Origin of the sequence: Shimia haliotis (genome assembly GCF_900114415.1) — a bacterium.
In the GTDB taxonomy this organism is placed as follows: Bacteria; Pseudomonadota; Alphaproteobacteria; order Rhodobacterales; family Rhodobacteraceae; genus Shimia; species Shimia haliotis.
Genome location: NZ_FOSZ01000003.1, coordinates 177,013 through 190,893 on the forward strand (window position 1 = coordinate 177,013; position 13,881 = coordinate 190,893).

General features: G+C 58.0%; 15 protein-coding genes. 12 read left to right on the forward strand and 3 right to left on the reverse strand.

The annotated features are described in order from the left end of the window. Nucleotides 1–41 precede the first annotated feature (41 nt). Complete coding sequence (gene rlmH, locus BM069_RS09055) at nucleotides 42–518, forward strand: 23S rRNA (pseudouridine(1915)-N(3))-methyltransferase RlmH (RefSeq protein WP_093323102.1); 477 nt, start codon at nucleotides 42–44, stop codon at nucleotides 516–518. Between the two features lie 114 nt (nucleotides 519–632). Here the strand turns inward: rlmH and BM069_RS09060 are convergent, their stop codons facing one another. After that, nucleotides 633–1,331: a DUF599 domain-containing protein gene (locus tag BM069_RS09060; RefSeq protein ID WP_093323104.1), complete on the reverse strand. Its 699-nt coding sequence runs from the start codon at nucleotides 1,329–1,331 to the stop codon at nucleotides 633–635. Between the two features lie 86 nt (nucleotides 1,332–1,417). Between BM069_RS09060 and BM069_RS09065 the strand changes: the two genes are divergently transcribed. From BM069_RS09065 to BM069_RS09100, 8 genes are all read left to right on the forward strand, one after another. Continuing rightward, the gene (locus tag BM069_RS09065) at nucleotides 1,418–2,857 is read left to right on the forward strand and encodes an FAD-linked oxidase C-terminal domain-containing protein (RefSeq protein ID WP_093323106.1); all 1,440 of its coding nucleotides are present in this window, start codon (nucleotides 1,418–1,420) and stop codon (nucleotides 2,855–2,857) included. A 75-nt stretch (nucleotides 2,858–2,932) separates the two neighbouring features. Then, nucleotides 2,933–4,030 carry an FAD-binding protein gene (locus BM069_RS09070; RefSeq protein ID WP_093323108.1) on the forward strand — a complete coding sequence of 366 codons (1,098 nt, stop codon included), beginning with the start codon at nucleotides 2,933–2,935 and terminating at the stop codon, nucleotides 4,028–4,030. Then, the gene (locus BM069_RS20205; protein ID WP_093323110.1) at nucleotides 4,027–4,278 is read left to right on the forward strand and encodes a CPCC family cysteine-rich protein; all 252 of its coding nucleotides are present in this window, start codon (nucleotides 4,027–4,029) and stop codon (nucleotides 4,276–4,278) included. The genes BM069_RS09070 and BM069_RS20205 overlap by 4 nt, the downstream gene beginning before the upstream one ends. After that, a complete protein-coding gene (glcF, locus tag BM069_RS09080) occupies nucleotides 4,278–5,600 on the forward strand; it encodes a glycolate oxidase subunit GlcF (RefSeq protein WP_093323111.1) in 1,323 nt (440 codons plus the stop codon). Before BM069_RS20205 ends, glcF begins: the two co-directional genes overlap by 1 nt. A gap of 84 nt (nucleotides 5,601–5,684) precedes the next feature. After that, nucleotides 5,685–6,488, forward strand: coding sequence for a trypsin-like serine peptidase (locus BM069_RS09085; protein ID WP_244503582.1), 804 nt, complete (start codon nucleotides 5,685–5,687; stop codon nucleotides 6,486–6,488). 119 nt (nucleotides 6,489–6,607) lie between these two features. Next, nucleotides 6,608–7,081, forward strand: coding sequence for an Hsp20 family protein (locus BM069_RS09090; protein ID WP_093323113.1), 474 nt, complete (start codon nucleotides 6,608–6,610; stop codon nucleotides 7,079–7,081). A 138-nt stretch (nucleotides 7,082–7,219) separates the two neighbouring features. Next, nucleotides 7,220–8,428, forward strand: a complete 1,209-nt coding sequence (locus BM069_RS09095; protein ID WP_170846717.1) for an MFS transporter — start codon at nucleotides 7,220–7,222, stop codon at nucleotides 8,426–8,428. A gap of 144 nt (nucleotides 8,429–8,572) precedes the next feature. Further along, nucleotides 8,573–9,352, forward strand: a complete 780-nt coding sequence (locus BM069_RS09100) for an alpha/beta hydrolase (protein ID WP_093323557.1) — start codon at nucleotides 8,573–8,575, stop codon at nucleotides 9,350–9,352. A gap of 13 nt (nucleotides 9,353–9,365) precedes the next feature. Here BM069_RS09100 and BM069_RS09105 read toward each other — a convergent pair whose 3' ends face one another. Both BM069_RS09105 and BM069_RS09110 read right to left on the reverse strand, forming a co-directional pair. Beyond that, a complete protein-coding gene (locus BM069_RS09105) occupies nucleotides 9,366–10,337 on the reverse strand; it encodes a P1 family peptidase (RefSeq protein ID WP_093323116.1) in 972 nt (323 codons plus the stop codon). 80 nt (nucleotides 10,338–10,417) lie between these two features. Beyond that, nucleotides 10,418–10,843: an organic hydroperoxide resistance protein gene (locus BM069_RS09110; protein ID WP_093323117.1), complete on the reverse strand. Its 426-nt coding sequence runs from the start codon at nucleotides 10,841–10,843 to the stop codon at nucleotides 10,418–10,420. A gap of 121 nt (nucleotides 10,844–10,964) precedes the next feature. Here BM069_RS09110 and BM069_RS09115 point away from each other — a divergent pair, with 121 nt between their 5' ends. The 3 genes from BM069_RS09115 to BM069_RS09125 all read left to right on the forward strand — a co-directional run bounded on the left by BM069_RS09115 (nucleotide 10,965) and on the right by BM069_RS09125 (nucleotide 13,857). Further along, nucleotides 10,965–11,417, forward strand: a complete 453-nt coding sequence (locus BM069_RS09115) for a MarR family winged helix-turn-helix transcriptional regulator (protein WP_093323119.1) — start codon at nucleotides 10,965–10,967, stop codon at nucleotides 11,415–11,417. 148 nt (nucleotides 11,418–11,565) lie between these two features. Beyond that, nucleotides 11,566–12,642, forward strand: coding sequence for a coiled-coil domain-containing protein (locus BM069_RS09120; protein WP_093323120.1), 1,077 nt, complete (start codon nucleotides 11,566–11,568; stop codon nucleotides 12,640–12,642). 93 nt (nucleotides 12,643–12,735) lie between these two features. Continuing rightward, the gene (locus tag BM069_RS09125) at nucleotides 12,736–13,857 is read left to right on the forward strand and encodes a hypothetical protein (RefSeq protein ID WP_093323121.1); all 1,122 of its coding nucleotides are present in this window, start codon (nucleotides 12,736–12,738) and stop codon (nucleotides 13,855–13,857) included. Nucleotides 13,858–13,881: the final 24 nt, after the last annotated feature.

Genomic DNA, 13,881 nt, shown 5'->3' on the forward strand with positions numbered 1-13,881 from the left:
GATCCGGTTGACCGCCTGCAAGGGCGGTCAGGGAGAGTGACATGGCACTAAAGGTGCACATCTGCGCCGTGGGTCGGCTGCGGTCCGGTCCCGAGCGCGATCTGCTTGATGACTACCTCACCCGATTTGACCGAACCGGCCGTGCGCTGGGTCTTGGTCCTGTGTCGATGCATGAGGTGGAAGATCGAAAAAACGGCGGTATGTCGTCTGAGGCGCCGCTGTTGCAGGGTGTGATCCCGAAGGGGGCCGTCATCTGCGCGCTAGATGAACGCGGCAAACTGATGAGTTCTCCGGACTTTGCCAACATGCTGGGCGGTTGGCGTGACGACGGACGCGGAGATTTGGCGTTCGTGATCGGCGGTGCTGACGGAATCGATCCCGCGTTGCGGGCGCAGGCTGATGCGAAACTGAGTTTTGGTAAAATGGTTTGGCCACATATGCTGGCCCGCGTGATGCTGAGTGAGCAGCTTTATCGGGCTGCCAGTATTTTGGCGGGCGCCCCCTATCATCGTGTTTGAGGGGCTTTGCCCGCGCCACAGCGCGCTGCGGCTCCCCCAAGGTATTTTTGGCAATAGGAATGGCGCCTCACCGACGAAAAACCGACGCGATACCGATGTTATGCAGAACGGGATTTAGCGCGGTTCCTGAAGCAGGGCTGCGCGGCTTTGGGACGCGAATTCCCGTCGGGCGAGGACAATAACCGTGATCACGGTTGCGGCCATCAAGGCGCCCGCGCCAAACAGCCATGCAAGACACGCCATGGCGAAATACACGGATCTAAGCCCGCGATTGAAGCTGCGCGACGCAGTGACATTCACGGTCCCTGCCTTTTGAGCCCGCGCCACGGCGGACGGGTGGCCGACATCGTTGGGCACCGAGGCCACAAGGATCGCGCAATAGCCAAAGAGTCTGTGGGACCACACAAATTTCAGGAAGGCGTTTGCCAGAAAGATAAGGATCACGGCCAGTTTGAGTTCGATCTCTACCTGTGATTCCGGCACTTGCGTCAGGTCACGCGCGATACCGGAAATCTTGGCCGCATTGCCCATCAGCGCGATCAAGCCGCCAATGGCAATCATCGAAGTTGAGGCGAAAAATGCGGTGCTTTGGCGTAGGTTGCCGACGATCTGCGCGTCAAATACGCGAGTATTGCGATCCACCAGATGCAGCATCCATTCCCGCCGGTAAAACCCCATCATCTGTGACACTGAAGGTCGGCTAAGGGGCGGATTTTCAATGATAAAACCGACAGAAAGCCAGCCAACAACCATCAGCACGAGAGCCGCGATATCAAAGGGTGTGAACAGAGATGAAATGGTGTTCCAGAGCATAGTTGCAAGCTAGCGGGTGAACTGTAGACTTGCCAGCGGGAAAAATTGGTTATATTTGTTTACCAATTATTGAGGAGGGGCAAGCCATGCAAATGCCAGACCCGGATCGCGCAATACTGGCGCGCAAGGACAGGATTGTCGCACGCCTGCGAGAGGTGTTGCCGGCTGATGCGGTGATTTCGGATGAAGCCGAGACACGGGCTTATGAATGCGATGCACTTACTGCCTACAAATGCCCGCCGCTCGCAGCCGTATTGCCGTCCTCTACGCAAGAGGTGTCAGCGGTGCTTAAGGTCTGCCATGCAGAGGGTGTACCGGTCGTGCCGCGGGGTGCAGGAACGTCGCTGGCGGGTGGCGCGATGCCCACAGCGGATTCTGTGATCCTCGGGGTGGCGCGGATGAATGAGGTTTTGGAAACCGACTATGCCAATCGCTTTATTCGTGTGCAGACCGGACGCACAAACCTGAGTGTTTCCGGCGCGGTGGAGGAGAGGGACTTTTTTTATGCCCCTGACCCCTCCAGCCAGTTGGCCTGCGCGATTGCGGGCAACATTGCGATGAATTCCGGTGGCGCGCATTGCCTCAAGTACGGGGTAACGACCAACAACCTTTTGGGCGTCACAATGGTTATGATGGATGGCGCGGTCGTGGAAATCGGCGGAGCACATCTGGATGCCGCAGGTCTTGACTTGCTCGGTCTGATTTGCGGCTCCGAAGGTCAATTGGGTGTCGTCACAGAAGCAACTTTGCGGATTTTGCACAAGCCAGAGGGTGCGCGCCCTGTTCTCATGGGTTTTGACAACAACGAGGTCGCGGGCCAGTGCGTCAGCGACATCATCAAAGCCGGTATCTTGCCCGTGGCCATCGAATTCATGGACCGGCCTTGTATTAGGGCAACCGAGGCTTTCGCGGGTGCCGGCTATCCGGACTGTGAGGCTCTTCTGATTGTCGAGGTTGAGGGATCCGAGGCAGAAATCGATGCGCAGTTAGAGCGTATTCTGGCCATCGCGCGGACGCATAACCCTATGGAATTACGAGAGAGTACCAGCGCAGAGGAAAGCGCGCGCATTTGGCTGGGGCGCAAGTCTGCTTTTGGCGCGATGGGGCAAATCAATGACTACATGTGTTTGGACGGTACCATACCCGTGAGCCAGTTGCCGTATGTGTTGCGACGGATCAGCGAGTTGTCGAAGGACTACGGGTTGGATGTGGGCAACGTGTTCCATGCCGGTGATGGAAACATGCATCCGTTGATTTTGTTTGATGCCAACAAGCCCGGTGATTTGGAGAAATGCGAGGCCATGGGCGCGGACATATTGCGGCTGTGCGTTGAGGTCGGTGGTTGTTTGACGGGCGAACATGGTGTCGGGATCGAAAAGCGGGATTTAATGGTCGATCAGTATGCGACCGAAGATCTCGATATTCAGATGGCGGTCAAAGATGTTTTTGATCCCAAATGGCTTTTGAATCCGGCAAAAGTGTTTCCATTGGCATCGAGCGCGGCGCGGCGGATGGCGGCGCAATAGATACAAAAAAGGGCGTTGCCCCTCTTGGTCGCAGGGCGACCAGTTCACCCCAAGGTATTTGAGGCCAATAAGAAAATGACGATTCCAAAAAGTGAAGCTGAGCTGGCTGCCGTGATTGCGGATGCAAAGGGCGCGTTGCGGATTCGCGGCGGAGGGACGCGGCCGGTGGGCAAAGCTGGGTCAGGCGAGGTGGTATGCACGCAAGGATTAAGTGGTGTGATGCTCTATGAGCCTGGTGCGCTGACCCTGGTGGCGCAGGCTGGCACGCCGTTGACGGCCGTGGAAGACGCATTGCGTGCGGAAAATCAGCGTTTGGCGTTTGAGCCGATGGATCATCGTGCAGTGCTGGGAACAGACGGTGTTCCAACCATCGGGGGCGTGGTGGCCGCGAATGCCAGCGGGCCGCGGCGCATTCAGGTGGGCGCGTGTCGAGACAGTCTGTTGGGCGTCCGGTTTGTCGATGGCGCCGGACGGGTGATCAAGAATGGCGGACGGGTCATGAAAAATGTCACCGGCTATGATTTGGTAAAGCTGATGGCGGGCAGCTGGGGTACTTTGGGTGTCTTGTCTGAGGTGAGCCTGAAGGTGCAGGCCGTGCCGGAAGCCGAGGCAACGCTTGTTGCGGATGGCGTGAGCGCAAAGACGGCCGTGAGCGCTTTGTCTGCGGCATTGGGATCGCCTTATGACGTGAGTGGCGCGGCGTTTATCTCGGATGGTGGCAAGGCCTTGGTGCGGGTAGAGGGGCTGGCCGAGTCTGTCGCTTATCGGGTCCGTCAATTGCAGGCTGACGCTTGTGCCGGTTGGTCAGTGGTTGAGGCCGACAGCAGTGCGACCCTTTGGAGTGATGTCAGAGATGTGCGGCCTTTGATCGGCCGAGAGGGCGCGGTGTGGCGGATTTCTGTGAAGCCCAGCGATGCGCCAAACGTCTTGGAGAAACTGGGCAATCCCGAGGCGGTTTGTGATTGGGGCGGCGGGCTTATCTGGGCGGTTGTTTCGGAAACATTGAACGTCCGCGACCAGCTCGCGGGGTTTGGCGGGCACGCCTCCTTGATCAAGGGAGGCGGTGCATTTTCGTCCTTCCACCCTGAGCCGGCACCACTTGCTGCGATTTCGAAGGGGTTGCGGGCCAAGTTTGATCCAAGAGGCATCCTGAATCCTGGATTGATGGCATGATCAAAGACCGCATCGCCTGTCCTTGTTGCGGATTTCTTACGTTGGAGAGCTATGGGCATTTTGATCTTTGCGAGGTGTGCTTTTGGGAGGATGACCTTCTTCAACGCGTTCAGCCGGACTACGGCGGAGGGGCAAATGTGCCTTGTTTGAACGAGGCGCGGGAGAATTTCCGTGCTTTTGGAGCGTGCGAACGCGAGGCGCTTGAATGTGTGCGCCCGCCGATACCAGAAGAAAAAGGCTTTGCCTGATGCAGACGACATTTACTGAAAAACAACTCGAAGATCCCGGCATCCAACGTGCAAACGAGATACTGCGGGCCTGTGTGCATTGCGGGTTCTGTACCGCCACATGCCCGACCTATCAGGTGCTCGGAGATGAACTCGATAGCCCGCGCGGCCGCATTTACCAGATCAAGGACATGCTGGAGAACGAGCGCGTTCCAGATGAAAAAACCGTGCTGCATGTGGATCGGTGTCTCAGCTGTTTGGCCTGTATGACCACCTGTCCAAGTGGGGTGCATTATATGCATCTTGTGGATCACGCGCGCGAATACATCGAGGAAAACTATACAAGGCCTCTGTCAGACCGCGTACTGCGCTGGATGTTGGCGCAAATTCTACCTTACCCCACAAGGTTTCGCTTGGCGCTATTGGGGGCAAAGATCGGGCGGCCTTTCAAGTTTCTGATGCCTGGCGCGCGATTGAAGGCGATGCTGGACATGGCACCGAAATCCATCCCGCCGGTCAGCCGCAATGATGATCCTCAAAGTTTTGCGCCCAAAGTGCCACGAAGGAAACGTGTCGCGTTGATGACGGGCTGCGCGCAAAAAGCGTTGAACACCGACATTAATGACGCAACCATCCGCTTGCTGACACGGCTTGGTTGCGAGGTTGTGGTGGCCGAAGGGGCAGGGTGTTGCGGGGCGCTAACGCATCATATGGGCAAGACTTCCGAAAGCCACGCGACGGCGGCCAAAAACATTCGCGCATGGTGTGCGGAAATGGACGGCGATGGGTTGGATGCGATTGTGGTTAACACCTCGGGGTGTGGCACGACGGTGAAAGACTACGGCCACATGTTCCGCAATGAGGCTTTGGCCGACGATGCTGCGCGGGTGAGCGCGATTGCGATGGATGTGTCTGAAGTGCTGATGACACTAGACATGCCGGAAGGTGCGGACAAGGAAACCGTAGTGGCCTATCATGCGGCGTGTTCCTTGCAGCATGGCCAGCAGATCAAGACTTTCCCCAAAGACCTTCTCAGACGTGCCGGATTTACGGTTGTTGAGCCAGCGGACAGCCACCTGTGTTGTGGTTCGGCGGGGACTTACAACCTGATGCAGCCCGAGATTTCCGGGAAACTAAAGGAGCGCAAAATACGCACTTTGGAGGCAAAAAACCCCGATATTATTGCGGCCGGTAACATCGGTTGCATGATGCAGATCGGGTCCGGAACAGAGGTGCCCATTGTCCATACGGTGGAACTTTTGGATTGGGCAACAGGGGGGCCACAGCCGCCTGCGCTGACGGAGCCAGGCAAACGCGTGCCGGAGGTCCCAATTCTGCGCTAATTTGAGCCAGTGCGCCAAGGTGCTGCCTCAATTCCGCCAAGAGGAGGCGGTAGCTCTGTGTGCAACTACCGATAGGAGCGCACCTTGATCCGGCTTTTTGCAACGTTTTTTGTCTTCCTTCTGGCCAGCGGTGTTTCGGCGCAAACGGCTGGCTTGCGCAGTCTTGAAACTGGTGAGCAAGGCAAAGGTTGGGGCGCGGTTGGGCGACTGGAAATTGACGGTCGCGGGTTTTGCACGGGTGCTTTGATTGCACCGGACAAAGTGCTGACAGCTGCGCATTGTCTGTTTGACCGTCACACAGGGCAAGCATTTGATCTGGGGAAAATGGAATTTCGCGCTGGATGGCGCAACGGACGGGCCGAGGCCTATCGCACCATTCGGCGTGCGACGGTGCATCCGGACTACGTCTTCGGACAGGATGACCTGATGACGCGATCGCAAAACGACCTTGCGATTTTGGAGCTGCATCACGCGATCCGAAACACCCGTATTGAACCCTTTGAGACCGCGCCTCGTTTGCGCAAGGGATCAAAGATCGGCGTTGTATCTTATGCTGTTGGCCGAGAAGCTGCCCCTTCGTTTCAAGAGGCCTGCGAGGTTCTTGGACGCCAGAGAGGCGTGTATGTGCTGAGTTGTGACATCGATTTCGGCAGCAGCGGCGCGCCAGTGTTTTTGCTGGAAAACGACGAGGTTAAGATTGCGTCTGTCGTCGCGGCAAAGGCGCAGCTTAAGGGCGACAAGGTGGCTTTGGCCACGGCGTTGGATTTTGCGTTGGAAGAGGTACAGGCAGTGATGGCACAGCCCGCACCGGTGACAATCCGCTCACAAACCCCTTTGCAGCAGCGCAACAGCACTGGCGCGAAATTTGTACGGCCCAATGGGGGTTGAAACCCCAAAATCCTTTCCCAAATGACACTGTATCTGGACGCCAAACTCGGGTCCTGAAACACACCGCCTGTCCGTTGAGGAAGGCAAAATATGTTGTCGCTTACGTAAAGGATAACCTTATGCGCACTTATGATTTTGCACCGCTGTACCGTTCGTCCGTTGGCTTTGACCAACTTGCAAGCCTGATGGATCGGGTTTTGACCAATGATGTCGCACAGCCGAGCTACCCGCCCTACAACATCGAAAAAACCGCTGACGACGCCTACCGGATTTCTCTGGCTGTCGCCGGTTTTGGTTCCGATGACCTGAGCATCGAAGTTAAAGAGAACGCGCTTCTTGTGACCGCAAAAAAGGGGCAGGAAGACACTGAGAAAACCTATCTGCACCGCGGCATCGCAACCCGTGCGTTTGAGCGTCGCTTCCACCTTGCCGATCATGTCCGCGTGACGGGCGCAAGCCACACAGATGGTATGTTGCACATCGACTTGCAGCGTGAAATCCCCGAAGCGCTGAAGCCGCGCCGGATCGAGATTTCTAACGGCGCGGCAGAAGCTGTGGAACAAGACGTGGTTGAGGCCAAAGCCGTCAACTGAGCTTAGAATACTGACACAACATTCTTCCCTTGTTGTCAGACGCGCGTCCCCCCTCGGGGCGCGCGTTTTGCGTTCAGGGATTGCGGTTCTCTGGGGCGCAGGTCACAGTTGCGTTTCATCCCCAAAAAGGAGTGGCGCGTGAACCTTGGCGCTTTGAAATCGAGCAATTTTCGCGCCTATGTGGCGGGATCGGCCTTTGGGTTGCTGGCGATCTGGATGCAACGGATCACGGTGGGTTGGCTTGCTTGGGACATGACCGGTTCCGCAACTTTGGTCGGGGCCGTGGCGTTCTTTATGTTTGCGCCTTCGATCGTTCTGTCTCCGCTTTTTGGTGTCTGGGTCGACAGGATGAATGTGAAACGGGCGGTTTTGGTGGTGCAAACCCTGAATGCAGCCTTATCGGCAGCCTTGTGGCTGGCGGTTGCGGCAGATGTCGCGACGCCGTTTTTACTCATGTGTTTTTCGGTGCTGTTGGGCGTTGTGATGGCGGCCAACCATCCGGTTCGCATGGCATTGACGCCGCGATTGGTGCGGCGTGAATTTGTCGGATCGGTGGTGACGATTGTGGCCATCAATTTCAACATCGCGCGGATGATCGGGCCAGCGGTTGGCGGCGTCCTGATCGCGCAGATTGGGGTGGCGCATACTCTTTTGGTGCAATGGCTTTTGTTCTTGCCCTATTTGCTGGTTCTGTCGCGCCTGACATTGCGCCCGCGGCGCGATACCGGCAGCGCACAAGAGCCTTTTTTCAAGGCCTTAGCAACGGGGGTTCGGTTTGTCTGGCAAACCTTGCCCGTGCGAGAGGCAATGTTTGTAGCGGGCGTTCTGGCGGTCGTCGCACGGGGCGCTTTGGAAATTCTGCCCCCCCTTGCAGATGGTGTTTTTAACCGTGGCGCGAGCGGGTTGGGGCTTTTGATGAGTGTCACCGGTGTGGGTGCGATCCTGGGTGGGTTTTCACAAGCCTTGTTGCCTCCGCAAGAGCCGGGACGGCTGCCGTTGTCCACGCGTCTGGCCATCGTGATCGGTCTTGTGATGGTTGTGGCTCTGGGCGCGGCACAGACGTGGGAATTGGCGCTTGTTGTGGCGGCGGCGATGTCGTTTGTCACCACCGTGACCGCGATCTCTACGCAAACAGCGATTCAGCTGGATCTGGAGGACGACATGCGGGGTCGCGTCATGAGTCTTTGGGCCGTAATTGCGGCGGGTGGGTCTGCTTTGGGTGCCGGCATGATGGGGATTTTGGCGGATGCCATCGGCTTGCAGAAAGCTCTGATTTTCACCGGTAGTTTCTCAACCGTTTTGGTGGGGGGGTATTTCGCGCTTGTCTGGGTGCGGCGCGGACTTTGACGGAAAGACCCTAAATGAAAAACGTCGGTATCGTGTCGGTATTGCGTCGGTGGCATGGGTGGCGATTGCCCAAGCCGGGATAAGCTGTTTGCGGTTGGCGTCGCCGTCCTTCAAAGTGCGCGACAAGTCCAAGCGGAGAGTGACATGGATTGGGATGACGCATACGCCAACGGGGCCTATATCGAGGGTGCAAGTGCCTTCCCTGATCGCTGGGCGGCAGAGGCGACTGCATATCGTGAGGCCGTGGATGCGCAGGTTGATGTGGCCTATGGAAAAGGCGCGCGCAACGTCTATGACCTGATCCTGCCTGTGTCGGCGCCCAAAGGGTTGTTTGTCTTTGTGCACGGCGGGTATTGGCTGAATTTTGACAAATCGTGGTGGAGTGCCTTTGCACGCGGTGCGCGGGAGTTGGGCTGGGCGGTCGCTTTGCCATCGTATGATCTGGCACCGACGGCGCGCATTTCGGAGATCACCCAGCAAGTGGCTGCAGCCATCACGCATGCGGCAGGGCAGGTCGCAGGGCCGATTGTGTTGGCAGGGCATTCCGCAGGCGGACATCTTGTGGCCCGCGCGGTGTGCCCCGGGGTGTTGTCTGACGATGTCGCTAACCGTGTTGTGCGATCTGTGCCGATTTCACCGGTGTCGGATCTGCGGCCTTTGATGAACACGTCGATGAATGAAAACTTGAGGCTGGACGACGCCGAGTGTCAGGCGGAAAGCCCCGCGTTGATGGCACCTCGGGACGGAGTTGAGGTCACGGTTGTGGTTGGCGCGGCAGAGCGGCCGGTGTTTCTGGATCAGGCAGAATGGTTGTGCGAGGCGTGGGGCGCTGACCGGATTGTATTGGGCGGCAAGCACCATTTTGACGTGATCGACGCGCTGGCGGATGCGCAGAGCGATTTGTGCAAGGCGGTTTTTGGCTGACGAGTGGGGTCGACTAGTCCCTGAAGCAAGGCAATAGGTCGCCGCTTGCAGGGGTTGCTTCCCAAACGCCGCGGGCAATTGCGCGCGCCAAGCAGGTGGCCGCCGCGTGGCCGAGCATCAGGGCATCGGCAGCCTCGTTCTCTAGCGGCCTTGTGTTCGTCGAAACCGCAAACACCAGATCCCCATCCATTGGCGTGTGCGAAGGCACCAACGCGCGGGCCACACCGTCGTGGGCGGCGGTGGCGATGCGGGTGCAGACGGCCTGCGAAACGTCGGCGTCTGTGGCTACAATCGCGATGGTGGTGTTGTGGGCGCTGAGTTTAGTTTTGGGCCAGTCGGACGGCGCGGAGGTCATCAACCCTTTGCCGCCAAATTCATCGCCGATTTCCCATGGGGCCGCCCAGAAATGCCCGCCGTCAGGGCTTGCGTCGCCCAAGGCATTTACCGCCACCAGCGCGCCAACTGTGTGGCCTGAAGGCAGTACAACTGACGCGGAGCCGAGCCCGCCTTTGTGGCTGGCGAGTGTCGCGCCGCATCCCGCTCCGGTGGAGCCGAGCGCAAAGTCGACATTGGCCGCGTCGAGGGCCGCAGCCCCGAGAGATTTGTAGGGGTTTTCAGCCCAAGATTTGTTGCCGCCGTTGAGCAGGTCAAAAAGGATCGCACCCGGCACGATCGGGACGTTTTGATCACCCACCGCAAAACCGCGGCCTTGGTTGCGCAGGGCATCGGCCACGCCTGAGGACGCATCCAGCCCGAAAGCAGAGCCACCGGAGAGTGTCAGCGCGTCCACCTGTTGAACGGTTTTGTCTGGCGCCAAAAGGTCGGTTTCCCGTGTGCCAGGCGCGCCGCCCATGACGGAGACACCGCAGGTGAATGGTCTGTCCCCTACCAACACCGTGGTGCCGGTCTTGATGACGTCGTCTTGCGCATTGCCGACTAGCAAGCCGGTGACATCGGTGATCAGGTTTCTGGGGCCGGTTCGCATGGGATGTCTCCTTTGGAACTGACACTAACGTGTTGAACCAAAGGAACAAGGCCGCCGGAAAGGGGCGGCCTTGGGTTGGGTTACGCCAGTTCTGGCGTGATGGTCAGAGAGCCCTTGGTGGCGTGGCTGTAGGGGCAGGTGATGTGGGCGGTTTCCACGAGTTTCTCGGCGACAGCTGTTTCCACGCCAGGCAGGGAGATTTTCAGGCCAACTTCAAGGCCGAAACCGATGTCCTCGCGCGGGCCAATGCCGACGGTTGCGGTCACGGCGGCGTCCTCGGGCAGGGCGAGTTTCTGCTGCATTGCAATGAACTTCATGGCCGACAGAAAGCAAGCGGCATAGCCCGCCGCGAACATCTGCTCGGGGTTGGTGCCGTCGCCACCCGCGCCGCCAAGCGCTTTGGGTGTGGACAGCGTCACATCAAGATTGCCATCGTCAGAGGTCGCGCGGCCTTCGCGGCCTCCGGTTGCGGTAGCCGATGTTGTGTAGAGGGTCGTTTTCAGCATGGGAGTCTCCATTTAAGTCGTGTGCGATTTAATTGTTGGCGATGTAAGTTTGTGGCGTGCGATTCGTCAAGGACTTGCGATTTAATCGTGTGCGATTTATTTTGCTGACAAGGAGACACCCATGTCAGACTCGCCCCGCTCCATCCTCGACCAGATGCTTTGTTTTGAGGTCTACAGCACGGAACACGCGTTTTCGCGGCTGTATAAAACGCTTTTGGCGCCGCTTGGCCTGACCTATCCGCAGTTCTTGGTGATGATCCTACTTTGGGAAACGGACGATCAGACGGTGAACGGGATTGGCGGGCAGTTGGGGCTGGAGAGCAGCACATTGACGCCACTTCTGAAACGACTGGAGAAAGCCGGTTTGGTGACGCGCGTGCGGGATGCCGAGGACGAGCGTCGGGTGCGCGTTGCTTTGACAGAGGCCGGTGACGCCTTGCGCAAGGAAGCGAAAGGCATTGGAACCTGTGTTGCTCAGGCGACGGGGATGCCTGAAGCAGAGTTGAAGTCGCTGTTGCTGGATCTGCGCAAACTGCGGAATGGATTGGCGTCGCATGGCGCGGCCGCCGACTGAGGCTTCCTAATTAGGAGTGTAAATGCCTCTGCCCTTTCTTTTGTCTTGCGCATTTGCAACACTTTGCGGGATTTACAGCGCAGGCTGATGTAAATGGGCGTAACATTACCCATATCAGTCTCAAATAATTGAAAAGAGGGAGTGTTTCATGGCGAATTTTGAAGCGCAGGTGCGGGAATCTCAGGCGCAGGTTCAGGAAACGCAGGCGAAGATTGCCGAGTTGACCGGCCGGATTGATGCGGCGCGGTCCAAGATGAAGACGGGCGAAGATGTTGCGATCGACATTGAGAACGCGACGCTGGACGACGTGCATGCCCACACAGAGGTGATGAACGCCAATATTGCCGAACTGATTATGGGGCTCGATGATGTGACGTCGGCGTTCTCCAAGGACTTTGACCAGATGCGGGACAAGACCGGCTGGGAAAGCTTTGTCGGTATTTTCAGCCGCGGCAAATCTGAGAGCATGCGCGCAGAGCGGATCAAGACCGCCAATATCGATGACAAGTTGCAAGACCTGATTGCGAAATCCGATGTGATCACCAAGCTGCTGGAAGGACAGTTGGCGACGTTGGAAGAGCAGAAGGTGAGGGTTGAGGCGAACTTGACCGAGACATTGGATGAGCGCGAGTTCACTGTGGGTGAGCTGGAAAATCTGCGGGCGGAGATATTGGGCATGGATCCCAAGATCATCGCGCTTGAGAACAAGATTTCAGTGGAGCAGGACGCGGCGGCGCGTACCAAGCTTGAGACCGAGTTGGCGGACCTGAACAAGGCTTACAACGAGATGGTGCAGCAGGAGCAGGTGAAGCTGGCGCAGAGCCAGACGCTTGAGCGCTATATCGAGAAGGGCAAGACATGGGTTGATAGTCTGCAAAACCAAGCGGCGACGCAGATGGTGCTGATCAACAAGTTGCAGACAGACACCAAGCAGCGCGTGGTGCTTTATGATGCGTTGACCAAATCGCTCAAGACCGCGCAGCAGCAGGACATCGCCCACCGGATCAACGAGATTGGTGTGGAGACCGACAAGGAGGCTCAGGCCTCGATGGCGGCGATTGGTACGGCGACCAATCAGAAGATGGCGGACATGATGGAAGCCCATGAGGAACACATGGTGTTTGCGCGTGATGTGCTGGAGGCGAAGGCCAAGGCGGACGAGCGGTTCGCGCGGCGTTTTGCCAAGATTGTCGAGAAGCATGACAAGAACCTCTATGGGGCGTGATGCTTTGGGTGAAGGGCCCAACAAAGGTTCGCGCCCGTCCAAGAGGACGAGGTCGGGCGTGATCCGTGACACTGTGTGCCCCGGGGGCAATGCATGACCGACACGACCAAAGAGTATACAGCTCTGATGGAAACCCGCGCCAGTCGCCGGTATTTCCAGAAGTTTGAACGCATCACCGAACACCTGACACAGGTGGCGGCGGCGCGGGCGGCTGAAGGGGCGATTGGTGAGGAGGAGGTCAAGATTCTGACCCGCTACCTCGTTGCAATCGGTTACACCTTCAAGGCGCTGAGCATGAAGTATCTGCTGGTCGGGCGCGAGACGGGGCAGTTTTTCGGCAGCCTTGCAATGGACGCTGTGGAAAGCGGATTTCCGGTGTTCAACGAGCTTTTGGTGATGGCCAATGATGCGCAGCAGGCTGAAAACCATTTGCGCAATATGCCGGACAGCGAAGCGCTTAAGGACGAGATGCTGCGTACCATCATTGGTGATCAGGAAATCCCGACAAAGCTGCAATTCGCGCTGAGCCAACGGCTTTATTTTGAGGAATTGCTGAAGGGCGACCTGTTCTGGGCGCAGAACCATCCTGAGGTGCGCTGGATGGGGAACCTGTCGGAGCGGCGGCGCAAATATCTGCTGCATTGGGCGGTTTATGACAGTCAGGTCAACCTGCCGACGATCTATTTGATGGACCTTGAGGACACGGGGCGGCGCGCCCTGCCCAACGACGAGCGGCGCTGGCCCGAAGTGCAGGCCCATCTGATGGCGCAGGCGGTGGGCGGGCTGAAGCTTTTGACCATCGCAAAAGGCTTTGACGAGAGCTTTGACGATTTGCACCCGAAACGGTTGCGACGGATTCACGTGGGTCCGATGTATTCCAGCGCCTTCACGCGTCAGTCGGGGCCGATCCGAGAGGTGCTTGAGGCTGCGCGCGCGCCGGAAGGGGAGGACTGGGCATTGGCTTGGACCACAGAAGAACTGATGAGCGAGCGGGTTACGGATGAGAAATCCGGCTGGTTCGGATCAGTAGAGCGGCAGGTCTTTGCGCTTGATCCTTTTGCGGGGCGTGGCGGCGACACAGGGGCGACCAGCATGGAGCGATCGATCATCCTACCGCAACGCCCGTTTCAGGCGTTGGAGGAGCTCAATCCGCCGGGGTTTAGTAGCGTGACCAAATATGTGGTGAGCCCGCAGGGACGGGTGTTGAGGTATTGAGACGGCCTTGCGGACTATGCCTGC

What these genes read in the sequence shown, in the direction of transcription:
- BM069_RS09105 (WP_093323116.1), bottom strand. Translation starts at nt 10,337, where the DNA reads ATGCGAACCGGCCCCAGAAACCTGATCACCGATGTCACCGGCTTGCTA.
- BM069_RS09070 (WP_093323108.1), top strand. Translation starts at nt 2,933, where the DNA reads ATGACGATTCCAAAAAGTGAAGCTGAGCTGGCTGCCGTGATTGCGGAT.
- rlmH (WP_093323102.1), top strand. Translation starts at nt 42, where the DNA reads ATGGCACTAAAGGTGCACATCTGCGCCGTGGGTCGGCTGCGGTCCGGT.
- BM069_RS09110 (WP_093323117.1), bottom strand. Translation starts at nt 10,843, where the DNA reads ATGCTGAAAACGACCCTCTACACAACATCGGCTACCGCAACCGGAGGC.
- BM069_RS09100 (WP_093323557.1), top strand. Translation starts at nt 8,573, where the DNA reads ATGGATTGGGATGACGCATACGCCAACGGGGCCTATATCGAGGGTGCA.
- BM069_RS09115 (WP_093323119.1), top strand. Translation starts at nt 10,965, where the DNA reads ATGTCAGACTCGCCCCGCTCCATCCTCGACCAGATGCTTTGTTTTGAG.
- BM069_RS09090 (WP_093323113.1), top strand. Translation starts at nt 6,608, where the DNA reads ATGCGCACTTATGATTTTGCACCGCTGTACCGTTCGTCCGTTGGCTTT.
- BM069_RS09060 (WP_093323104.1), bottom strand. Translation starts at nt 1,331, where the DNA reads ATGCTCTGGAACACCATTTCATCTCTGTTCACACCCTTTGATATCGCG.
- BM069_RS20205 (WP_093323110.1), top strand. Translation starts at nt 4,027, where the DNA reads ATGATCAAAGACCGCATCGCCTGTCCTTGTTGCGGATTTCTTACGTTG.
- glcF (WP_093323111.1), top strand. Translation starts at nt 4,278, where the DNA reads ATGCAGACGACATTTACTGAAAAACAACTCGAAGATCCCGGCATCCAA.
- BM069_RS09125 (WP_093323121.1), top strand. Translation starts at nt 12,736, where the DNA reads ATGACCGACACGACCAAAGAGTATACAGCTCTGATGGAAACCCGCGCC.
- BM069_RS09120 (WP_093323120.1), top strand. Translation starts at nt 11,566, where the DNA reads ATGGCGAATTTTGAAGCGCAGGTGCGGGAATCTCAGGCGCAGGTTCAG.
- BM069_RS09065 (WP_093323106.1), top strand. Translation starts at nt 1,418, where the DNA reads ATGCAAATGCCAGACCCGGATCGCGCAATACTGGCGCGCAAGGACAGG.